Below are 19,480 nucleotides of genomic sequence, written 5' to 3'. Positions count from 1 at the left end.
GTCTGGCCCTCCTGTCCTGCTCAGCACGTTAAACTTCGCGGAATGTTCGCCGTGGGGGTCATCGACGCAGAAAGACGGCTGACGTGACCGATGAGGCAGACGAGAACGTTCAGGTCGGGCTGACCGGCCGTCCTCCTCGGCGCATCCCCGAACCCAAGCCGCTGGACCGGCACGGGCCCGCCAAGGTCATCGCGATGTGCAACCAGAAGGGCGGCGTCGGCAAGACGACGTCCACGATCAACCTGGGTGCCGCGCTGGCCGAATACGGGCGACGGGTGCTGCTGGTCGACCTGGATCCGCAGGGCGCGTTGTCGGCCGGGTTGGGCGTCCCGCACTACGAGCTCGAGCAGACCGTGCACAACCTGCTGGTCGAGCCTCGGGTGTCGATAGACCAGGTGCTGATCAAAACCCGGGTCAACGGGCTCGACCTGGTGCCCAGCAATATCGACCTGTCCGCCGCGGAGATTCAGCTGGTCAACGAAGTCGGTCGAGAGCAGTCGCTCAACCGTGCGCTGTATCCGGTGCTGGACCGTTACGACTACGTCCTGATCGACTGCCAGCCCTCGCTGGGGCTGCTGACTGTCAACGGGTTGGCCTGCGCGGACGGCGTCATCATTCCGACCGAGTGCGAGTACTTCTCTCTGCGCGGCCTGGCGTTGCTCACTGACACCGTCGACAAGGTCCGCGACCGGCTCAACCCGCGGCTGTCCATCAGCGGCATCCTGATCACCCGGTTCGACACCCGCACGGTGAATGCCCGCGAAGTGATGGCCCGCGTCCTGGAACGCTTCGGTGACCTGGTGTTCGACACCGTCATCACCCGTACCGTCCGCTTCCCTGAAACCAGCGTCGCCGGCGAACCCATCACCACCTGGGCACCGAAATCCGGTGGCGCACAGGCTTACCGCTCGCTGGCCCGTGAGGTCATCGACCGCTTCGGCACGTGAGCGGGCCGGAATCGCCGGCGGACGCTGAGGTCGACGGGGCTGCGCAGGCAGGCTTCCAGGTTCGGCTGAGCAATTTCGAGGGCCCGTTCGACCTGCTGCTGCAACTGATCTTCGCGCACCGACTCGATGTCACCGAGGTCGCGCTGCATACGGTGACCGACGACTTCATCGCCTACACCAAGGACATCGGCCGGCAACTCGAGCTGGAGGAGACCACCACGTTCCTCGTGGTCGCTGCCACCCTGCTCGACCTCAAAGCGGCCCGCCTGCTGCCGGCCGGCGTGGTCGAGGACGACGAGGACCTGGCACTGCTGGAAGTGCGGGACCTGTTGTTCGCCCGGTTGCTGCAATATCGAGCGTTCAAGCATGTCGCGCAGATGTTCGCCGAGCTGGAAGCGGCCGCGCTGCGCAGCTATCCGCGCGCAGCGTCGCTGGAGGATCGGTTCACCGAGCTGCTGCCCGAGGTGATGCTCGGTGTCGGTGTTGACGAGTTCGCTCAGATTGCCGCCGCGGCGTTCACCCCGCGGCCGGTGCCGACGGTGGGCGTCGAGCACCTGCACAACCCGGTGGTATCGGTGGCTGAACTGGCCGTCCAGGTCCTTGAGCTCCTGGAAGGCCGCGGTGCCGGGCAGTGGGCGTCGTTCTCGGAGATCGTCGCGAACTGCTCCAGTTCCTATGAGATCGTGGGGCGCTTTCTTGCGCTATTAGAGCTGTACCGGGCCAGGGCGGTAGCATTCGACCAATCAGAGCCGCTTGGTGTGCTCCAGGTTTCGTGGACCGGAGACAGTCCGGACAACGAACAACTGGAAGAAGCAGAGTCGGTGGAAGTGCGAAATCAACCATGACCGATCAGATCCCCGGCATCGATGACGGTGTCGATCTGGGTGTCGAGGTCCAGGAGCTCGACTACGACGAACTGGGCCGGGTGCTCGAGGCGCTGCTATTGGTGGTCGATACTCCTGTACCCGCTGATGCCCTGGCGACGGCAATTGACCAGCCGGTCTACCGGATCACGGCGAAGCTTGCGCTGATGGCACAGGAGCTCAGCGAGCGCGGCAGCGGCATCGATTTACGGGAAGCCGGCGGCGGCTGGCGGATGTACACCAGGGCCCAGTTCGCGCCGTATGTCGAACGTCTGCTGCTCGACGGGTCACGCTCCAAGCTGACCCGCGCAGCGTTGGAGACCCTGGCGGTGGTCGCCTATCGGCAGCCGGTCACCCGGGCCCGCGTCAGCGCGGTGCGTGGGGTGAACGTCGACGCGGTCATCCGCACTCTGCTGGCCCGCGGGCTGCTCACCGAGTCCGGCACCGATCCCGACACCGGCGCGGTGATGTTCGCCACCACGGAACTGTTCTTGGAACGGCTCGGGTTGTCGTCGTTGGCCGATCTACCCGATATCGCGCCGCTGCTGCCCGATGTCGACTCGATCGACGATTTGTCTGAAACCTTGGATACGGAGCCACGTTTCATGAAGCTCAATACTGGTCCCGCCGCAGCGGTTGGCCAGCCCTCCTTCGATGTAGACCAGGATTGATATGACGGACCCAAATTCCGAAGGCGTCCGCCTGCAGAAAGTGTTGTCACAGGCCGGAATTGCATCGCGACGCGTTGCCGAGAAGATGATCCTCGACGGCCGGGTGGAGGTCGACGGCCAGATTGTCGTCGAGCTCGGCAGGCGCGTCGATCCGGAGAACTCGGAGATCCGCGTCGACGGCGCGAAGGTCCGTTTCGACGACACGCTGGTGTATTTGGCGCTGAACAAACCGCTGGGCATGCTCTCGACGATGTCCGACGAGAAGGGCCGACCATGTATCGGGGATCTGGTCGAGCACCGAGTTCGCGGCAATAAGAAGCTGTTTCACGTCGGACGCCTCGATGCCGATACCGAAGGTCTGATCCTGCTGACCAACGACGGTGAGTTGGCGCACCGGTTGATGCATCCGTCCTACGAGGTACCCAAGACGTATCAGGCCACCGTGCTCGGACATGTGCCCCGTGGGCTCGGCAAGAAGCTCAGGGACGGCATCGAACTCGAAGACGGCATCGTGCATGTCGACGACTTCGCGATGATCGACACCATCCCGGGGCGCACCTTGGTGCGGGTCACCCTGCACGAGGGCCGCAACCGGATCGTCCGTCGACTGTTCGCCCAGGTGGGCTTTCCGGTGGAAGCGTTGGTACGCACCGATATCGGTGAAGTGTCGTTGGGGGATCAGCGGCCGGGCAGCCTGCGTGGGTTGACGAAGAAGGAGATCGGCGACTTGTACAAGGCGGTGGGCATGTGACGGTTGTCGCGATCGACGGGCCGGCGGGCACCGGTAAATCATCGGTATCCCGCGGCCTGGCCCGTGCCATGTCGGCGCGTTACCTAGATACCGGTGCGATGTACCGGATCGTCACGCTGGCGGTGCTGCGCGCCGGGATCGACCTCGGCGACGCCAGGGCCATCGCTGACCTCGATGCGGCGGTGACGGTGGGGCACGATCCCGATGAGGACCGGGCTTTCCTTGCCGGTGAGGACGTTTCGGCGGAGATCCGGGGTGACGCGGTCACCAAGGCGGTGTCGGCGGTGTCGGCGGTCCCCGCGATTCGCACCCGGCTGGTCGACATGCAACGCGAATTGGCTTCCGGTGGAAGCGATGTGGTGGTCGAGGGGCGCGACATCGGGACGGTCGTGTTGCCGCATGCCGATGTGAAGATCTTCCTCACCGCGTCGGCCGAGACCCGCGCCAAGCGGCGCAATGACCAGAACGTGGCAGCCGGATTGCCCGGCGATTTCGAGGCGGTGCTCGCCGATGTGCGGCGCCGCGACCACTTGGATTCCACCCGGGCGGTATCCCCGCTGCGGGCGGCTGATGATGCGCTGGTGGTCGACACCAGCGAGATGACCGAGGCAGAAGTGATTCACCACCTGCTGGACCTGGTCCAGCAACGCAGTGGGGCCGTGCGATGACTGACAGCACTGATGGCACCTGGGAAGACGAAAGTGAGTGGGAGGTAGGCGATCCCGACTCCGTTGACGACGACGAGAAGTTCAGCGGACCGCCACCGGTGGTCGCCGTCGTAGGTCGGCCCAATGTGGGCAAGTCGACGTTGGTGAACCGGATCCTGGGCCGTCGCGAAGCGGTGGTGCAGGACCTGCCCGGCGTCACCCGAGACCGGGTGTCCTACGACGCGTTGTGGACCGGGCGCCGGTTCATGGTGCAGGACACCGGTGGTTGGGAACCCGACGCCAAGGGTCTGCAGGGCCTGGTCGCCGAGCAGGCATCGGTGGCGATGCGGACGGCCGACGCGATCATCCTGGTGGTCGACGCCATCGTCGGTGCGACAGCTGCCGATGAGGCCGCCGCCAAGGTATTGCAGCGCTCGGGTAAACCAGTGTTCTTGGCAGCCAACAAAGTTGACGGTGAGCGTGGTGAGGCTGACGCCGCCGCCCTGTGGTCTCTCGGGCTTGGTGAGCCGTATCCCATCAGCGCCATCCACGGCCGCGGGGTGGCCGATCTGCTGGACCGGGTGATCGAGGATCTGCCGACGTTGTCGGAGGTGACCGGCGGCGGTACCGGCGGGCCGCGACGCGTCGCTCTGGTCGGTAAACCGAACGTCGGCAAGAGCTCGCTGCTGAACCGGCTGGCTGACGAAGAGCGCTCAGTGGTGCATGACGTGGCTGGCACCACCGTCGACCCGGTGGACTCACTGATCGAATTGGACGGCAAGGTTTGGCGTTTCGTCGATACCGCGGGGTTGCGCCGCAAGGTCGGCCAGGCCAGTGGGCACGAGTTCTATGCCTCGGTTCGCACCCATGGCGCGATCGATGCCGCCGAAGTGGTGCTGGTGCTGATCGATGCGTCCGTGCCGTTGACCGAACAGGATCAACGGGTGTTCTCGATTGTGATCGAGGCCGGCCGTGCGCTGGTGATGGTGTTCAACAAGTGGGATCTGGTCGACGAGGATCGGCGCTACGAGTTGGAACGTGAGATCGATCGGGAACTGGCGCAGCTTCAATGGGCGTCGCGGGTGAACATCTCGGCGAAGACTGGTCGTGCGGTGCAGAAACTGGTGCCCGCACTCGAGGGTGCGCTGGCTTCGTGGGACAAGCGGATCACGACGGGACAGCTCAACAACTTCCTCAAAGAGGTCGTCGCGGCGACACCGCCGCCGGTGCGGGGCGGCAAGCAGCCGCGCATCCTGTTCGCCACGCAGGCGACCAACCGGCCGCCGACCTTCGTGCTGTTCACCACCGGCTTCCTGGAAGCCGGGTATCGACGGTTCCTGGAACGGCGCCTGCGTGAGACATTCGGCTTCGAGGGCAGCCCGATCCGAATCAACGTCCGGGTGCGAGAGAAGCGCGGCGCTCCGCGCCGGTGATTTCGGCGTGCTCCCGACCGCTCAGCGGTGACGAGCACGCCCGAGCCGCACGGGTAGGGTGCCCCGGGTGTCTGTTGCGCACATGATCCTGATCGCGCTGGCCGGTGTGGGCGCCGGCGCCATCAATGCGGTCGTCGGCTCTGGAACTCTGATCACCTTCCCGACGCTGGTCGCGCTCGGCTATCCGCCGGTGGTCTCCACGATGTCCAACGCGGTCGGTCTGGTGGCCGGTGGCGTTTCCGGCACCTGGGGCTATCGGGCGGAGCTGCGCGGTCAGTGGAATCGGCTGCGCTGGCAGATTCCGGCGTCGCTGGTCGGTGCGGGTGTCGGGGCGTGGCTGCTGCTGCACCTGCCCGAGAAGGTGTTCACGCAGATCGTGCCGGTGTTGTTGATCCTGGCGCTGATTCTGGTGTTGATCGGCCCCCGTATCCAGACCTGGGCACGCAAGCGCGCCGACGACGCGGGTCGCTCGGCTGAGCATGTGACGCCCGGACGGATGGCCGCGTTGGTGTTCGGCACGTTCGCGGTCGGCATTTATGGCGGTTATTTCACCGCGGCGCAGGGGATCCTGCTGATCGGGATGATGGGCGCGATGCTGCCCGAATCCATGCAGCGGATGAACGCGGCCAAGAATCTGCTGTCGCTGGTGGTCAACGTGGTGGCCGCCGCCGCCTACACGCTGGTGGCGTTCGACCGGATCAGCTGGGCCGCAGCGGGTCTGATCGCCATCGGCTCGCTGATCGGGGGCTGGCTCGGTGCCCGGTACGGTCGCCGGCTCTCGCCGGGTGCGCTGCGGGCGATCATCGTGGTAGTGGGACTGATCGGGTTGTACCGGCTGGTGACGATCTAGAACTGGTCGCGGGCCGCTTCCTGTTCCAGGACGGCATCGAGATCCTTGAGGCGGTGCATCGATGACACCGCCCGTTGCGTCCGGTTGTTCTTCGCCAGTAGATCTTCGTTGCGATGCACGAACGTCCAGTACCCGGCAGCGAAGGGGCAGGCGTCATCCCCGAGCCGCTTCTTCGGGTCGTATGCGCAGTCGCCGCAGTGATCACTCATCTTGTTGATGTATGCGCCGCCGGATGCGTAGGGTTTGGTGGCGAGCTTGCCGCCGTCGGCGTGCTGGCTCATCCCGATCACGTTGGTGGGCATCACCCACCGGAAGCCGTCGACGTAGACGGCGGCGAACCATTCCGTCAGCTCTGCGGGGTCATAGCCACGGTGCAATGCGAAGTTTCCGAGCACCATCAACCGCTGGATGTGGTGGGTCCAGCCGCGATCGCGCACTCCCTGCAGGGCTGACCGTAGGCATTCTGCGTCCACCGCATCGGCGTCGAGATCCGCCCACCAATCGGGCAACTGCCTGTGTGCATTCAATGAGTTGTTGTGTTCGTAGTCGCAACCGAAGTGCCAGTACAGATGCCACATGTATTCGCGCCAACCGAGGATCTGGCGGATGAACCCCTCGACGGCAGGCAGCGGGGCGCGGCCCTCTCGGTAGGTCTTTTCCGCGGCGTGTACGGCCTCCAGGGGATGCAGCACACCAAGATTCAACGGAACCGACAGCAGTGAGTGGGCCATCGACCAGTCGGCGCCCATGATCGCGTCCTCGTATCTGCCGAAGTCGGCGAGGCGGTGCTCCAGAAAGCGGGTGAGCGCGCGCTGGGCTTCGGTGTGAGTGACGGCGAACAGGCGCGGTCCGTCGTTGCCGACGGTGTCGATGCCCATCCGATCAAGGTCCGCGCGGACCCTCGCGTCGATATCGTCCTCGCACGGTTGGTACGGCTTTGGCGTACCAAGAGTCTTCTGCTTCTTCGGTGGCGATTCGCGGTTCTCGGAGTCATAGTTCCATCTGCCGCCGACCGGTTCGGAGCCGTCCATCAGCACGTCGAAGCGGCGACGTTGGTCGCGGTAGAAGTCCTCCATCCGGAACTTGGTGCGCTGCCCGGCCCAGGCGGCGAAATCGGACTTGGACAGCGCGAAGGTCGGTGTCGGCAGAATGTCGGCGACGAGGCCTGTCTTACGCAGCTTCTGCACGAATTCTTCGGCAGCGTGGGACGTCGGTTCGTGGACCAGGACTGGGCGGCCGTAGCGTTCGAGGGCGTCGGTGTAGGTGTCCGCGGCCATCAGGGTGGCGCGGTCGCCGAGGTCTGCGTCGGCGTGCCGCAGGGCCGACAGGACAAGGTGAAGTTTCTGGCGGTGGTAGCGGCGGCGGCGCAGCGCTGACGTCGCTTCGATCAGGAGAACCTCGCGGTGGGCGTGCTCGCCGCCGTGGACGGCCGGACCGAGTTGGTCGGCGAACAGCCACAGGGGAGTGTCATCGGTCGCTTCGGTAGTCACCCCGGGGTGTTACCCGCATCTTGTCTCGCCGACGCGCAGTCGGCGCTTGTCTTTTTGGGGCGTCATCAAGTGATGACGGCCCGACGCGCAGTTAGGCGGTTGGGATCTGAGGGCCCTGCTGTTGTAGGCTTTCGACCTGCTGCCGGTGTTGTTTACCGGCACGCGGGCTGTGGCGCAGCTTGGTAGCGCACTTGACTGGGGGTCAAGTGGTCGCAGGTTCAAATCCTGTCAGCCCGACAAAAAGACCAGCCTTGAGCTGGTCTTTCTTGTTCTCGGTGGATCGCACGAACGTTCGACGAACCGGAAATTGTCACAGATTGTCACAGGCGGCGGAAAGTTGTCACCGCACGCATGTGCGAAGAGATCAGACTTCGGCGGGAGCCGACCGCACAGCAAAGCCACGCGCCGCTCAGAGGGGTGTATCCATATCGATGATCCCTCCGAACCTGAGATCGTCCAATGCGCGCACGATCTCGCTTGATGGAATGCCCCGATAGAACGACGGAGCGAACGCTTTGGCCTTCAGTTCTGCTACCTCGTCCGCAAGATGGCCCAGCTGCTGTTCGGATGAGAGGGGCGGCGGGTCGTCTCCCGACGCTCCCGCACGTAGGCAGGGCGCACTGTCTTCGACGACGAGCCCAATGACACGTCCGTCCTGGGCGACAATAGGGCCACCGCTGTTACCCGGCCGTGCAATAGCTGAGTACAAAAATATCTTCTGCCGATCGGGGATGGTTTCGGCGGCTGGGTTTACCACTTCACCTCTCTGCACCGTGATTGCCATATCTGCCGTCATCGGTACCCGGGGATATCCGAACACGTAGACCTCGTCGGCCCAATCAGGATCACGAAACCCGATACCAGGAACACGGGGAATGAGCTTTCCTTCAGGCAAATCGAATTTGATGACAGCGACATCGAGCGTCGGATGGGGAACGGCAACGACAGACCCTGCCACACTCTCCACATCGCCCTGGTTGCGTGATGGATGAACGGAGAGCGCACCGCCGGCGCCTACAAGCGCAGTAACAACATGTTTGTTCGTGATTACGTGTTGGTGATCGATGACGAGCCCTGTGCCCCAGGAGTCGACCGGATTGCCATCTCGGTCATTGCCGGCCAGCTGTACCGTCACAGCGTTGTAGCTGGGGATTATCAGCTCTGCACCAAATATCAAAGAGAGCCAAAGATTCCCTCCCAGTTGTCCCTTCGAAGCACCGCCTTGGGCGATGTAACGCTGTCCCATGATTGGAAGCCGCGAGTCCCAACCGAACGGTAGTAAGAGCCCTACGCGTTCCATCGCACTGACGATTTGGTGGACGTTGATGACCTGGCCTGCTCCGGGTAGGCCGAGGGTCGAAAGATATCTGGAGAAGTCGGCGACTGACCAAGGTTCGAGCGCTGTGGTGTTCGCTGGGCTGCCGTCGGGAGCGGCCGGTGGATTGGGCTTGCCAATTGCAGACGCAATCTCGGGGTCTTGAATCAGCCCGAAAAACTGATGGGCGCACATAGCGACATTCACCCGCCATCCTGCTGATCCAGGCTTCAAGTCAGCTGCTGTTGGCCCGCGAGCAGTTGACGACAGCGACGGCTCCGGCCCTTGCATATCCACCATGGGGATCGACGCTATGCCCATCGATGAGGGGACGAGAGTCGCGACATGCTGTCAGTGTTTCGCTTCAGGCGTTGAGGGTCGCGCCGTGCACCCGTTGCTGAGGGCATCAGCGCTCAGCGGTCGTTGATCGCGTGGCAAAACTTCGAGCGGCGAGTTCCAGAGCGTCGGCCTGGGCGTGCACGTACGTGCGCATGGTGAACGAGATGTCGGCGTGGCCGAGCCATGCGGCGACCAGTGCGATGGGTACACCCTGCAGGTGCATGAGGGTGGCACAGGTATGCCGGGCGTCGTGTAGACGGATCTGCGGCACGTCGAGGTTCTTGATGGCCGACTGCCACATGGTCGACATCGTCGACGGGTGATACGGCTCGCCAGCCTCATTGCAGACGACGTACCCCATGGCGGCATATGCCTCGCCCAACGCCAGTCGCTCGGCTGTTTGGCGTGCTTTTGCGGCGACGAGTTCAGCCAGTAGAGCGTCGGGGAGTGGAAGGAGCCGGCCGGCCGAGGCCGTCTTCGGCTCGTCCTGATCGAGCGCCCGGCCGCCGACGTCCACCCGCGTCTTCTCGATCCGGACTGTGCGCTTGCCGAGGTCGACATCAGCCCAGCGCAATCCGGCGATCTCCCCGCGCCGCAGTCCGGCGAGGGCGAGGTGCCAAGCATGTCGGTTGCGGTCGGCCGCGATGCCGTGCAGGACCTTCTGAACCTGCTCGACGGTGAACGTCTCGAACGTCCGAGCCTTCCCTGGTACCCGGTCGACCAAGGCCGCGACATTCCTCGTCAATCGGCCCTCCGCGACCAGCTGCCCGAGCACCTGGGAGAACGCTCCGACCATGTAGTTGCACGATCGCGCGCTCCACGGCTTGCGCGGCTTCCCGTTGGGACGCATGAGAGTTCCAGCACGCAGTTGGACAATCAAGTCGTCCAGATGCCGGCGGGTGACATCCTGGACGGCGAGGTCGCCCAACTCGCTCCGGATCGGTTGGAGGACATACTCATAGCCCGCGGCGGTTGTCGGCCGGATCTTGTGTCGAGACTGCTGCCAGTCTGCACATGCCTGTTCGACGGTCAGGGTCGATGGCTGTACGTAGGCCCCGGTATTGACCTGCCCCTGAATCTCGGCCAGCGCAGCGCGGGCTTCCTTCTCGGTGTTGTAGCGGCGGCGCAGCTGCTTGCGCCGGCCGTCGACGATTCCGGTGTCGACGGTCAGCTGGTAGCGCACCACCGGCTTGCTTCCCGCGCGTCGAGCGAGTTCAACGCGGCGGATTTGGGGTGGTAGTTGGCGACGCTCAGTCATGAGCGGAGCTAGGAGGCGGCTTCGGTATGCGCGGCAATGAACCGGTGAATTTCAGCCGAGGTCACGCGGCGCGAGCCGCCGATCTGCACCCAGGCCAGCTCGCCGCCGACAAACAGGCGGTAGAGCGATGACCGGGAGATGCGGAGCGCCTTGGCGGCCTCACTGATGGTGAGCAACAGCCTCCCGTTGATGGGCCTGCCGGCATACGGGTTGTTCTCGATACGTCCTGATGGTTGTGGATTTGTCATGAGATCCCCTGGTGTGGAGTGGTATTACACAACTGTAAGCCCACTCATCGAGTGGTTCCCCCGCTGTTTTCGCGGCGGAGAACGCATAACGCTTGCCGTTAATAACGTAGAGCGTTATCATGGGTTGGTGATCCGATCGTTTCGGAACAAGAATGCCGAGGCGATCTGGAATCGCCGCCACGTCAAGAAACTCAGTCCCGAACTCAGCAGGCTCGCCTACAACAAACTCGTCCTCATCAATGCCGCTGAGAGCATCAATGACCTTCGGGTGCCGCCTGGGAATCGGCTGGAAAAGCTGACCGGCGACCGGGCAGGGCAGTACAGCGTCCGCGTCAACGACCAATGGCGCATCTGCTTCACCTGGAGCGCCAGTGGGGCAGGCAATGTCGAGCTGGTCGACTATCACTAGGAAGGACACTCCGATGCCAGACTTCGCCCCCACCCACCCTGGCGAGATCCTCTTGACCGAGTTTCTCGAACCGATGGGCATCTCGCAGTACCGGATCGCCAAGGTGATCGATGTCCCGCCGCGACGCATCAACGAGATCGTGCACGGCAAGCGCGGAATCAGCGCCGACACCGCCCTGCGACTCTCCCGCGCCCTAGGGTTGAGCGAGATGTTCTTCATCAACATGCAGGCTCATTACGACGCCGAGATTGCGCGCGACCACATCGCGGCCGAACTCGACTCCATCGAACGCATCGCCTGACGCTGCTATCAAAGCCCTTCGCTATCCCATCAACACCCCGCCGGCCCTCCTCTCCCAGCCGAGTCCGTCTCTTCACGTCTCACCTCGTATGCTCTAAACACTCAGTGCTCCAGCACTTCTCACTGCATCTCCACTTTCAAACCACACCCACAAATCCTCTTGGCACATTTGCACAAGGTGCGAGAATGGTTGTGGCGCAGTCGGCGTCAACGTCCGGGTCTGTGGATGGATCGGCGAATGTTGACAATCTCGAAGCTCAAGCGGTGGTCGATCAGCTATTACATCGACACCGCTGATACGGCTGCGCGTGCCGGCCGGGATGCCCGCGCGGATGGTGGAGGATTGGGCGAGTACTACTCCGAACACGACACCCGCACCCCGGTCTGGATATGCGCCGGTGATGCCCGTACGGCGGCGAAACTGCTCGGTCTCAGTGATCTTCAGCGTGCCGGCGGGGAAGCCGAGCCGGCGCTGGTGGCGCACTGGCTCGATGACGGGATCGCCCCGAACGGTGCGATGGGGCGCACCTTCGGAACCCGGGGCGTGCATGGTTTTGATTTGACGTTCTCCGCACCCAAGAGTGTGTCGCTGCTGCGGGTGCTGCGCGGCGATGACGTAGTGCAGAAGGGGATCGCCGACGCGCACACCACCGCGATCAGCGAGGCGATGGAGTATTTGGCTCAGCATGCCGGCTACTCGCGTGTTCACAATCCGGTGACGGGGGAGAAGGACCTGGTGCGGTTGCCCGGGGTTGTGGGGATTGCCTATCAGCACGAGACGAGCCGGTGTGGGGATCCGCATCTGCATACTCATGTGGTCGTCCCGAATCGCCAGGCTCGCGCTGATGGTCGGTTGGTGTCGTTGGATGGGACGTCGTTGTTTCATGAGGCGAAGGCGGCGGGGGTGATCTATCAGGCCACGTTGCGTCGGGAGTTGCAGCGCTCGTTGGGGTTCGAGTGGGAGCAGGTCGACCCGGGGACAGGGATGGCGGAGCTGGCGGGGATGTCGCGGGAGACGATCACCGCGTGGTCGCGGCGCTCCAGTCAGTTGCGGGAATGGGCGGCCGGGCACCTGGAGCAAGGGGAGGACGGCACCTGGTCGGCGGCGCAGCTGGGTACCGCGCAAAAAGCGACCCGCCCGTCCAAGCCGGAGGAGTTGGCGTGGTCGACGTTGGTGGCGCAGTGGCGCGCGGATCCGCGCGGGATGGACATTGACCGCGCGCAGTTTCTCGCCGCGCGGGCTGCGCGGCGCGCACATGCGCGGTCCGCGTTTGACCGCGCGCGGGTACTGGCGGCCGCGGAAACGATCGACAAAGCGGTGTTCACCCGGGCCGACTTGATCGAGGTTTTGGGGGCGCAGGTGCCGGTGGATTCGGAGCTCTCACCTCGGGAAATGCTCGAACGCGCAGTGGACGCGGTCAGTGTGCGCTTGACCGCGCCGCGCGCGGCGCACCAGCGCGAAGGCCATGAACGCTTCACCCTCGACGCCATCTTGGCCGAGGAGGCCGCGGTCATGGATCTGGTGGATGCGCGCAATGAGCGCGCGCAGTTGTGGCTGCCCGCGCGGGACACCGCGGGCCTGTCGGCGGATCAGCGCGCCGCCGTGACGGCGATTGCGCGCTCGCCGTGGTTGGTACAGCCGTTGACCGCGCCCGCAGGTGCGGGCAAGACCACCTGCCTGCGCACCCTGGCAGCAGCCGCGCACGGCGTCGCGCGGGGAACAGCGATCGTCCTCGCTCCGACCGGCAAGGCCGTCGATGTCGCTTTGCGTGAAGGGGCGGGGGATCAGGGCTACACCGTCGCTAAGGCCCTCCAAATGCTCGACAAGAACGAGCTGGAGTTGGATCGGTTCAGTCTGGTGATCGTCGATGAGGCCGCCATGGTCGGCACCAGCGACCTACGACGCCTTCTCACTGTCACCACCCAGGCGGGCGCAAAAACCATCCTGGTCGGCGATCCGCATCAGTTGGCGCCGGTGAAAGCCCGGGGCGGGATGTTCGCCCAACTCTGCGAGGACTTGCCCTGGACCCAGACACTCTCCGAGGTGTGGCGGATGCACGACGCGGATGAACGAGAGGCTTCCCTTGCGCTGCGGGATGGCGATCAGAAGTCCGTGAGTCGCGCGGTCGAGTGGTATCGCCGCCATGACCGGTTGTGTTGCGGGGATGAGGTCACCATGGCCGCTGACGCGGTTACCGCGTACAAGAAGGACATCGCCGCCGGCAAGGATGCGCTCCTTCTGTGCGACACCAAGGAAATGGCCGATGCCCTCAATCGACGGTTGCATCACGAGTCAGTGGCCGCGGGCGCGGCGACGGTGGCCGGGGCGCGGGGACATCAACTTGCGGTGGGTGATCTCATCCTGACAAGACAAAATGATGCGTCGATCCCGCTGCGATACCGCGACAATCAGTCGGTGGAGCCCGGGCCGGTCCGCAACGGGCAACGCTGGCAAGTGGAAAAGGTGCACACCGGCCACCAACAGGTTCTCGCGCGCCGCCTCGACGACAACGCCTACACGATCTTCCCCACGGACTACACCCGCACACATATCACCTACGGCTACGCGCTCACCGTGCACTCCGCGCAGGGTGTCACCGCCGACACCACCCACGCCGTCCTGGGCGAGACCTCCAGCCGGGCCTTGCTGTATGTGGCGATGACGCGCGGGCGACAAGCCAACTCCGCTCACATCTTTCGGCACATGCCCGAGGGACAAGAACACGGTCGCCATGAGCCCGAGGTCACGCAGGTTTCCGAATGTGGCACTGCGCTGCAAGCCGCTGACCTGCTGCGAGCCATCCTTGCCAACGATCAGCCGAACGTCACGGCCCACACGTACACAGCCCAGGCCTCACAGGCGGCGGTACCTGCCGGCCTCCGCTCGATCCGAGCGCAGCACGCCGAGGCGGTGGGCCGTCGCGTCGCGGGCTACCGTGCGTGGCTAACAGATCAAGCGGCGAGGTCGATCGATGCAGACCGCGTCCGCGAACGCAGCGCTAGCAGGAGCCGAGAGCTCAGCTCAGACTATGGAATCGAACGGGTTTGACGATCTCGCCCTACATGGTCTTCGAGCATCCAACTGTCATGCAGTTGGCCGCAGCGATCGACTTGGCCGCCGAGAATCGGCAGCCGGTTGTCGATGACATCCAGTTGGAAGCGATGAGCGTGTCCGGATTGTCGGCCCCGCAGCTATCCGCTCTCCAGTCATCGTGGGGGCAGCCGACGTAACCCCGGCGGGGCAGCAACAGCACCGTGTCGTCAACCTGCCGTCGGCGATCACTCCCTTGGGTCATCGCCGTCTGCTTCCGAACTACGTTGCAGTAGTGGCCAATTCAGTCCTTGTTCTTCGTGCTGAGATATGGGGCGACGGTTGCGGCGAACGCTGCCAGCATGCCTAGGGGAGCTAGTAACGGTAGCCATGTGACGTCCAGTTCGGGCATAGAAACGAAAACGCCGACCACGCCGAAGCTCACGGCGAACAGCAGCGCTACCGCGCGGGCGTGTAGTGAGCTGGCGGGGGCAAGTAGGGCGACAAGGTAGCCAGTGGCCGCGAGCCCAGAGAGAACGGTGCACATCGGCGATGGAAGGTCTAGCACGATGCCAGCTGCCGTGAGTGCGACGGCGGCGACCGCGGCCGCGGTGTATCGCGTGCCGACGAAGACACAGACGAGGGCCAGCGCCGTCAGAGTGAGGCCGTATACGCGGGGATGTAGGAGGGATGTGGCGATCATGGCGACGCCGAAAGTGACGGATAGCGCTCGGGAGCGCAACGACGCGGGCGTCAAGTGGGCATCCGGGCTGAACGGCGGTTAGGTATGAGCTGCATCGCTTCGTCGAGCGTTCTGCCTTCTTGCCACGGGACGACCTCGATACCCACCGTCCGAAGGTCCCGGTACAAGAAGGAGCGTTCCAGCAACCATATGCGATCGGAAAGTGGGTCGGTACCCTCGGCTGTGGGCGATCCTCTCAGCACATCGACGACCACTACCGCGTGACCGTGTTTATGGAGGTCTACGAGCGCAGCTGCAAAGTGGGCATTGAGCAGCGTCGAGAAGGCGACGATGATCGCCCCCGGTGGTACTGCCGGGCGGGGTGCCAGAGAACTGACCGATGTTGGACTCCGATCCCGGCGCCGAGTACTGCATCGAGCACTCGATAAAACTGGCGCTGGCCGATATCGGCTGCCAGCCAGCGGGTGTGGCGATCTCCGAGGGCGATGATTCCGGCGCGATCACCTCGCCTCAGAGCCGTTTGCACGACCTGCATAGATCCGCGCACCGTGCGTTCAGTCCCGTCGGTCGCGGGTCCCGGCGGCTGGGGGTAGGTATCGATGACGACCACGACGTCCGCGGACTGCTCGGTCAAACGCTGGGTGATGTGCAGGGCCTGGCGCCGCGCACTGACTGCCCAATTCACCGCGCGCATGGGGTCACCGGGCATATAGGCCCGGATATCGGCGTATTCGACGCCGGAGCCCACTCGCCGCCCTACGTGCGCGCCGAGCCGGTCCGGCAACTCAGTACGGGGTATGGCCGTGGACCGGGCGGGCGCGATCGGGAATATGTACAGCTCGATCGCATCGAGACTGCCGGTTCCCGATAGCAGACCTCCTCGCGCGGAAGCCGTTACGCGGGCCGTAACGGGATAGCGGCCCCATCTCTGCGCCGCGCACAGCATCGTGATCCCGTGTTGAGTGTGGTCGATGACCTCCGTGGTCATTCCAGGTGGCACTGACGCATCGAGCTGAACGCTCGCATCCGTTGAGTCGGTATCGGCCCAGATAGTGACCTGGATCTTTTCGTTTTCGAAGAAGCCGGCCGATTCCGCTTGTACGCCTATCCGGATGTTCGGGGTCCGGGGCTGTAGGCCAAGCGAGCACAACAACCCGAGCATCGGCATGGCGAACACGACGAGTTCCCAGCGGTGAGACGCCAAGCCCAGCCCGACCATGATGGCGGAGCAGGTCGCGAGCACTACCGTGAGAGTGGATGCGCTCCAAGCTAAATCAACGTCGTGGTACCGAACATCGCCGCTCTCGGATGTCACTTCACCGGCTGCTTTGCGTGGATGTTCTTCGCACGAGTTCGTCAACAATGTGGGACGGGCGCACCTGCCGGACCCACATCTCCGGCCTCAGAGTGATCCGATGTGCCAGCGCAGCCACTGCGAGGGCTTGGACGTCCTCGATCATCGCGTGATCGCGCCCCTTTAGCAGGGCTCTTGCACGTGCCAGTTGCACGAGATCCAGTTCGCCGCGCGGACTCGCGCCGACTGCCACCTGGGGATGTGCGCGAGTCGCCGCTGCCAGAGATACGACGTATCTCAGCACTTCATCATGGACGCCGATCCGCTCAACCGATTTGCGCATCTGCACAAGTTCTTCGGCGGTCACCACCGCGTTGACGGTGCCGGACGCCGTCCCACGATCGAGGCGCCGCCGCAGCATAGCCAGTTCGTCTTCCGCGGACAGATACTTGAGTTCGAGACAAATTGCGAAGCGGTCGAGCTGTGCCTCGGGCAGCGGATACGTGCCTTCGTACTCAATCGGGTTGTCGGTCGCCAGCACGATGAAGGGGTCCGCGAGCCTATGAGTTCGGCCATCGATGCTGACCTGGCTCTCGGCCATGGCTTCCAACAGAGCCGCCTGCGTTTTCGGTGGTGTGCGGTTGATCTCGTCCGCCAGCAGCAGATGAGTGAAAATGGGGCCCGGCCGAAACTCGAAACGTCCAGACTTCATGTCGTAGATGGTGGATCCGAGTAAGTCCGCCGGCAGCAGGTCGGGTGTGAACTGCACGCGCTTGAACTCCAAACCAAACACTGCTGCGAAAGATCGGGCGATCAGGGTCTTCCCAAGGCCGGGAAGATCCTCGATGAGTACGTGCCCCTGCGCCAGCACTGCGGTGAGGATGAGGGTAAGTGCGGAACGCTTACCCACTACGACCCGCCCTAATTCATCGAGAATTGCGGTGCATCGTTCGGCGGTTGTCGTGGTGGCAGCATTCATACTTGCTCCAGGCATCGGAGAATGTCTTCCAGCGTTCTGCGGCCTGGACCGCGGCGGAGCGACCCGCTGCCTCGGGCCACATTGTCGGGATCAACCCATTGCCATAGTTCTGCGCCGAACACCATGGTGCCCGTTGCCTGAAACGCCGCAGGATCAGTAGTACGTCGCTGATTGACCTTTGTGGCCGTTTCAAAATGGCGGGCAACGACCGGACGCACCCGCTTGTCCCAGTCCGATCGCGAACCGTCGGCCCACCCGATCAGCGCTTGAGTCCGAAAGGTCCACCGCTGCAGAAGCTCTCTCGCCTCATCGTCCTCAGGCTGTTCTGTCGGTAGGTGCTTCGCAGCACGCAACTGGCTGCACATGCCGAGCATGAGCAGGCCGACCACGATCCCGGCAAGCGCATGCACATCGCCGCGGTTTGGCAAGCACAGCGCTATGAACTCAGCCAGAGGCACTAAGCAGATACCTGTGATGACCAGAGTTCGCATCCGTGGCCCCTGCGTGCGCTGCAGGTGGATGGCTTCGCCGCTGCCGTCTGCCTGGAGCATGGCCCGGTTCCACTCGCCGAAGTACGCCGTGTACCGGCGAACGGACACAAAAAATGCGAGGCACAGGATAAGGACTGCCGTGGTGAGCAGAACTGGCACTGCGACCATACCCGCCAATCGGTCGCCTCTCGCATCCGGGAGGTATCCGTGAATCGAGATCCCTGAAGCAGCGACCAGTGCCAAGATGACAGCAGTGCGCACCCGCGAATCCACGTTGTGGTGATCACTCATTCGACAACCGGCGCAGCCCTCGCAGTGAGTCGAGTCCGGGCGCGGTACAGCGAGTTTCCTGCGGCAAAATGACTTTCACCCCCTGGCCTCCGGCAAGGACTGTCTGGCATCCAACTTAGATGGGGGTGTGATCGCGGTCAACGATGTTGAAACGTTTGATCGTCATGGTCAGTTCTGTCTCACCGCCGGGTAGTTGGGACTGCCGTGATATCACCGCCGGCATATTGAGGCGACCGCCAGTGCCCGTCCTTTCGGGCCTAGTCGCCAAATCACGACTTTTCCTCGTTAGCCATTTCGACCGGGGCGAATCACCATGACGCCGGCGCGGGTAAGACCCCCGCCCGAACTGCGGGATTATCAGATTCAAAGGTTGACACAACCGTCACAACAAAGATCTGCATCGTCCGGCCTCAGGAGCACCTTTGCATCCGGCACCTGCAACGACTGAGGCGGGCACTTCTTCTAGCAGCATTGTCCCCCAGTGGAACTCGGGTACCGGTAGATGCGATCTGGGCCATAAGCACCTCTCAACGCACCTGACTCGTGAACTTCCAGCTTTGGCTGATAGGCCGAATGAACGTCCCGGGTTTGATGCTGGCTTCATGTTTGAGACATCGCCGGCTGGGACGTCCGGAGTTGAGCGGAGTAGGCGGTCTCGTATTCCTCGGGTGGGATGTAGTCGAGCAGGCTGTGCAGGCGCCGGTTGTTGAACCAGTCGACCCATTCCATCGTGGCGTATTCGACGTCATCGACGGTGCGCAGCGGGCCGCTGAGGAACGGACTGCCGCGACATGGCGCGGAAACTTCGGATGCCCCGGCGATCTCACCTTCCGGCGGACCGCCCGATCCGCTGCCTGCTGTCGACGAACCACCAAACACCTCCGCAATCACGGGGTGTTGCGACGACCAGTTGAATCCGCCCGCCGCCGAGGCGGATCAGAGCGGCGCGGTTGGGGAAGATACCGACCACGTCGGTGCGGCGGCGGATCTCCTTGTTGAGGCGTTCCTGGGGGTTGTTGGGTGCGTTGACCACGGGTGGACGGCTTGCCGGAAGGGCCGATTGGGGGGTCGGGACTGCCCCGAGTTCAGTTGACTCGCGGGGTGTGAATTTCAGGCCGCGGTTGCGACTGGTGTGTGGAGCAGTTCGAACTCTATCGGGGTGAGTCGCCC

General features: G+C 63.8%; 18 protein-coding genes, 1 tRNA gene and 3 pseudogenes. 12 read left to right on the top strand and 10 right to left on the bottom strand.

The window, feature by feature from the left end; translation table 11 throughout:
* Nucleotides 1–83 precede the first annotated feature (83 nt).
* The 7 genes from H7J73_RS26210 (at nucleotide 84) to H7J73_RS26180 (ending at nucleotide 6,162) form a co-directional block, all read left to right on the top strand.
* Nucleotides 84–947 (top strand): ParA family protein, encoded by an 864-nt coding sequence (locus H7J73_RS26210; protein WP_264070695.1) that lies wholly within the window; start codon nucleotides 84–86, stop codon nucleotides 945–947.
* Nucleotides 944–1,792: a segregation/condensation protein A gene (locus H7J73_RS26205; RefSeq protein ID WP_264070694.1), complete on the top strand. Its 849-nt coding sequence runs from the start codon at nucleotides 944–946 to the stop codon at nucleotides 1,790–1,792. The genes H7J73_RS26210 and H7J73_RS26205 overlap by 4 nt, the downstream gene beginning before the upstream one ends.
* The gene (gene scpB / locus H7J73_RS26200) at nucleotides 1,789–2,481 is read left to right on the top strand and encodes an SMC-Scp complex subunit ScpB (protein WP_264070693.1); all 693 of its coding nucleotides are present in this window, start codon (nucleotides 1,789–1,791) and stop codon (nucleotides 2,479–2,481) included. Before H7J73_RS26205 ends, scpB begins: the two co-directional genes overlap by 4 nt.
* A gap of 1 nt (nucleotide 2,482) precedes the next feature.
* Nucleotides 2,483–3,232: a pseudouridine synthase gene (locus tag H7J73_RS26195; RefSeq protein WP_264070692.1), complete on the top strand. Its 750-nt coding sequence runs from the start codon at nucleotides 2,483–2,485 to the stop codon at nucleotides 3,230–3,232.
* Nucleotides 3,229–3,900, top strand: a complete 672-nt coding sequence (cmk, locus tag H7J73_RS26190; protein ID WP_264070691.1) for a (d)CMP kinase — start codon at nucleotides 3,229–3,231, stop codon at nucleotides 3,898–3,900. Before H7J73_RS26195 ends, cmk begins: the two co-directional genes overlap by 4 nt.
* Nucleotides 3,897–5,312 (top strand): ribosome biogenesis GTPase Der, encoded by a 1,416-nt coding sequence (gene der, locus H7J73_RS26185; RefSeq protein ID WP_264070690.1) that lies wholly within the window; start codon nucleotides 3,897–3,899, stop codon nucleotides 5,310–5,312. The genes cmk and der overlap by 4 nt, the downstream gene beginning before the upstream one ends.
* Nucleotides 5,313–5,394: 82 nt before the next feature.
* Nucleotides 5,395–6,162, top strand: coding sequence for a sulfite exporter TauE/SafE family protein (locus tag H7J73_RS26180; protein WP_276031796.1), 768 nt, complete (start codon nucleotides 5,395–5,397; stop codon nucleotides 6,160–6,162).
* On the opposite strand, the gene H7J73_RS26175 is transcribed toward H7J73_RS26180, so the two are convergent.
* A complete protein-coding gene (locus H7J73_RS26175; RefSeq protein WP_264070688.1) occupies nucleotides 6,159–7,652 on the bottom strand; it encodes a cryptochrome/photolyase family protein in 1,494 nt (497 codons plus the stop codon). The genes H7J73_RS26180 and H7J73_RS26175 overlap by 4 nt on opposite strands.
* Nucleotides 7,653–7,815: 163 nt before the next feature.
* Between H7J73_RS26175 and H7J73_RS26170 the strand changes: the two genes are divergently transcribed.
* Nucleotides 7,816–7,889 (top strand) — tRNA-Pro (locus tag H7J73_RS26170).
* Nucleotides 7,890–8,061: 172 nt separating this feature from the next.
* Here the strand turns inward: H7J73_RS26170 and H7J73_RS26165 are convergent.
* From H7J73_RS26165 to H7J73_RS26155, 3 genes are all read right to left on the bottom strand, one after another.
* Nucleotides 8,062–9,162, bottom strand: a complete 1,101-nt coding sequence (locus tag H7J73_RS26165; RefSeq protein ID WP_264070709.1) for a S1 family peptidase — start codon at nucleotides 9,160–9,162, stop codon at nucleotides 8,062–8,064.
* 211 nt (nucleotides 9,163–9,373) lie between these two features.
* Entirely contained in the window at nucleotides 9,374–10,564 is a 1,191-nt protein-coding gene (locus H7J73_RS26160; protein ID WP_264070687.1) for a tyrosine-type recombinase/integrase, read from the bottom strand.
* An 8-nt stretch (nucleotides 10,565–10,572) separates the two neighbouring features.
* Complete coding sequence (locus H7J73_RS26155; protein WP_264070686.1) at nucleotides 10,573–10,812, bottom strand: helix-turn-helix domain-containing protein; 240 nt, start codon at nucleotides 10,810–10,812, stop codon at nucleotides 10,573–10,575.
* 127 nt (nucleotides 10,813–10,939) lie between these two features.
* On the opposite strand from H7J73_RS26155, the gene H7J73_RS26150 reads away from it, so the two are divergent.
* The 4 genes from H7J73_RS26150 to H7J73_RS26135 all read left to right on the top strand — a co-directional run bounded on the left by H7J73_RS26150 (nucleotide 10,940) and on the right by H7J73_RS26135 (nucleotide 14,752).
* Nucleotides 10,940–11,221, top strand: coding sequence for a type II toxin-antitoxin system RelE/ParE family toxin (locus H7J73_RS26150; protein WP_264070685.1), 282 nt, complete (start codon nucleotides 10,940–10,942; stop codon nucleotides 11,219–11,221).
* Nucleotides 11,222–11,234: 13 nt separating this feature from the next.
* On the top strand, nucleotides 11,235–11,522 hold the full coding sequence (locus H7J73_RS26145) for a HigA family addiction module antitoxin (RefSeq protein WP_264070684.1): 288 nt from the start codon (nucleotides 11,235–11,237) through the stop codon (nucleotides 11,520–11,522).
* A 237-nt stretch (nucleotides 11,523–11,759) separates the two neighbouring features.
* The gene (gene mobF, locus H7J73_RS26140; protein WP_264070683.1) at nucleotides 11,760–14,570 is read left to right on the top strand and encodes a MobF family relaxase; all 2,811 of its coding nucleotides are present in this window, start codon (nucleotides 11,760–11,762) and stop codon (nucleotides 14,568–14,570) included.
* On the top strand, nucleotides 14,567–14,752 hold the full coding sequence (locus tag H7J73_RS26135; protein ID WP_264070682.1) for a hypothetical protein: 186 nt from the start codon (nucleotides 14,567–14,569) through the stop codon (nucleotides 14,750–14,752). The genes mobF and H7J73_RS26135 overlap by 4 nt, the downstream gene beginning before the upstream one ends.
* A 104-nt stretch (nucleotides 14,753–14,856) precedes the next feature.
* Here H7J73_RS26135 and H7J73_RS26130 read toward each other — a convergent pair whose 3' ends face one another.
* The 6 genes and pseudogenes from H7J73_RS26130 to H7J73_RS26105 all read right to left on the bottom strand — a co-directional run.
* A complete protein-coding gene (locus tag H7J73_RS26130; protein WP_264070681.1) occupies nucleotides 14,857–15,255 on the bottom strand; it encodes a hypothetical protein in 399 nt (132 codons plus the stop codon).
* Nucleotides 15,256–15,305: 50 nt separating this feature from the next.
* Nucleotides 15,306–16,474: pseudogene (locus tag H7J73_RS26125) on the bottom strand (DUF58 domain-containing protein).
* A 97-nt stretch (nucleotides 16,475–16,571) separates the two neighbouring features.
* On the bottom strand, nucleotides 16,572–17,528 hold the full coding sequence (locus H7J73_RS26120) for an AAA family ATPase (protein WP_264070680.1): 957 nt from the start codon (nucleotides 17,526–17,528) through the stop codon (nucleotides 16,572–16,574).
* The gene (locus tag H7J73_RS26115; RefSeq protein WP_264070678.1) at nucleotides 17,525–18,310 is read right to left on the bottom strand and encodes a hypothetical protein; all 786 of its coding nucleotides are present in this window, start codon (nucleotides 18,308–18,310) and stop codon (nucleotides 17,525–17,527) included. The genes H7J73_RS26120 and H7J73_RS26115 overlap by 4 nt, the downstream gene beginning before the upstream one ends.
* Nucleotides 18,311–18,910: 600 nt before the next feature.
* Nucleotides 18,911–19,078, bottom strand: a pseudogene (locus tag H7J73_RS26110) (integrase core domain-containing protein); the annotation flags it as partial.
* 154 nt (nucleotides 19,079–19,232) lie between these two features.
* Nucleotides 19,233–19,328, bottom strand: a pseudogene (locus H7J73_RS26105) (transposase); the annotation flags it as partial.
* Nucleotides 19,329–19,480 lie beyond the last annotated feature (152 nt).

Source organism: Mycolicibacterium komossense, from assembly GCF_025822605.1.
Classification (GTDB): domain Bacteria; phylum Actinomycetota; class Actinomycetes; order Mycobacteriales; family Mycobacteriaceae; genus Mycobacterium; species Mycobacterium komossense.
The sequence above is the reverse complement of the archived record's forward strand: the minus strand, read 5'-3'. Positions and strand labels throughout refer to the sequence as shown.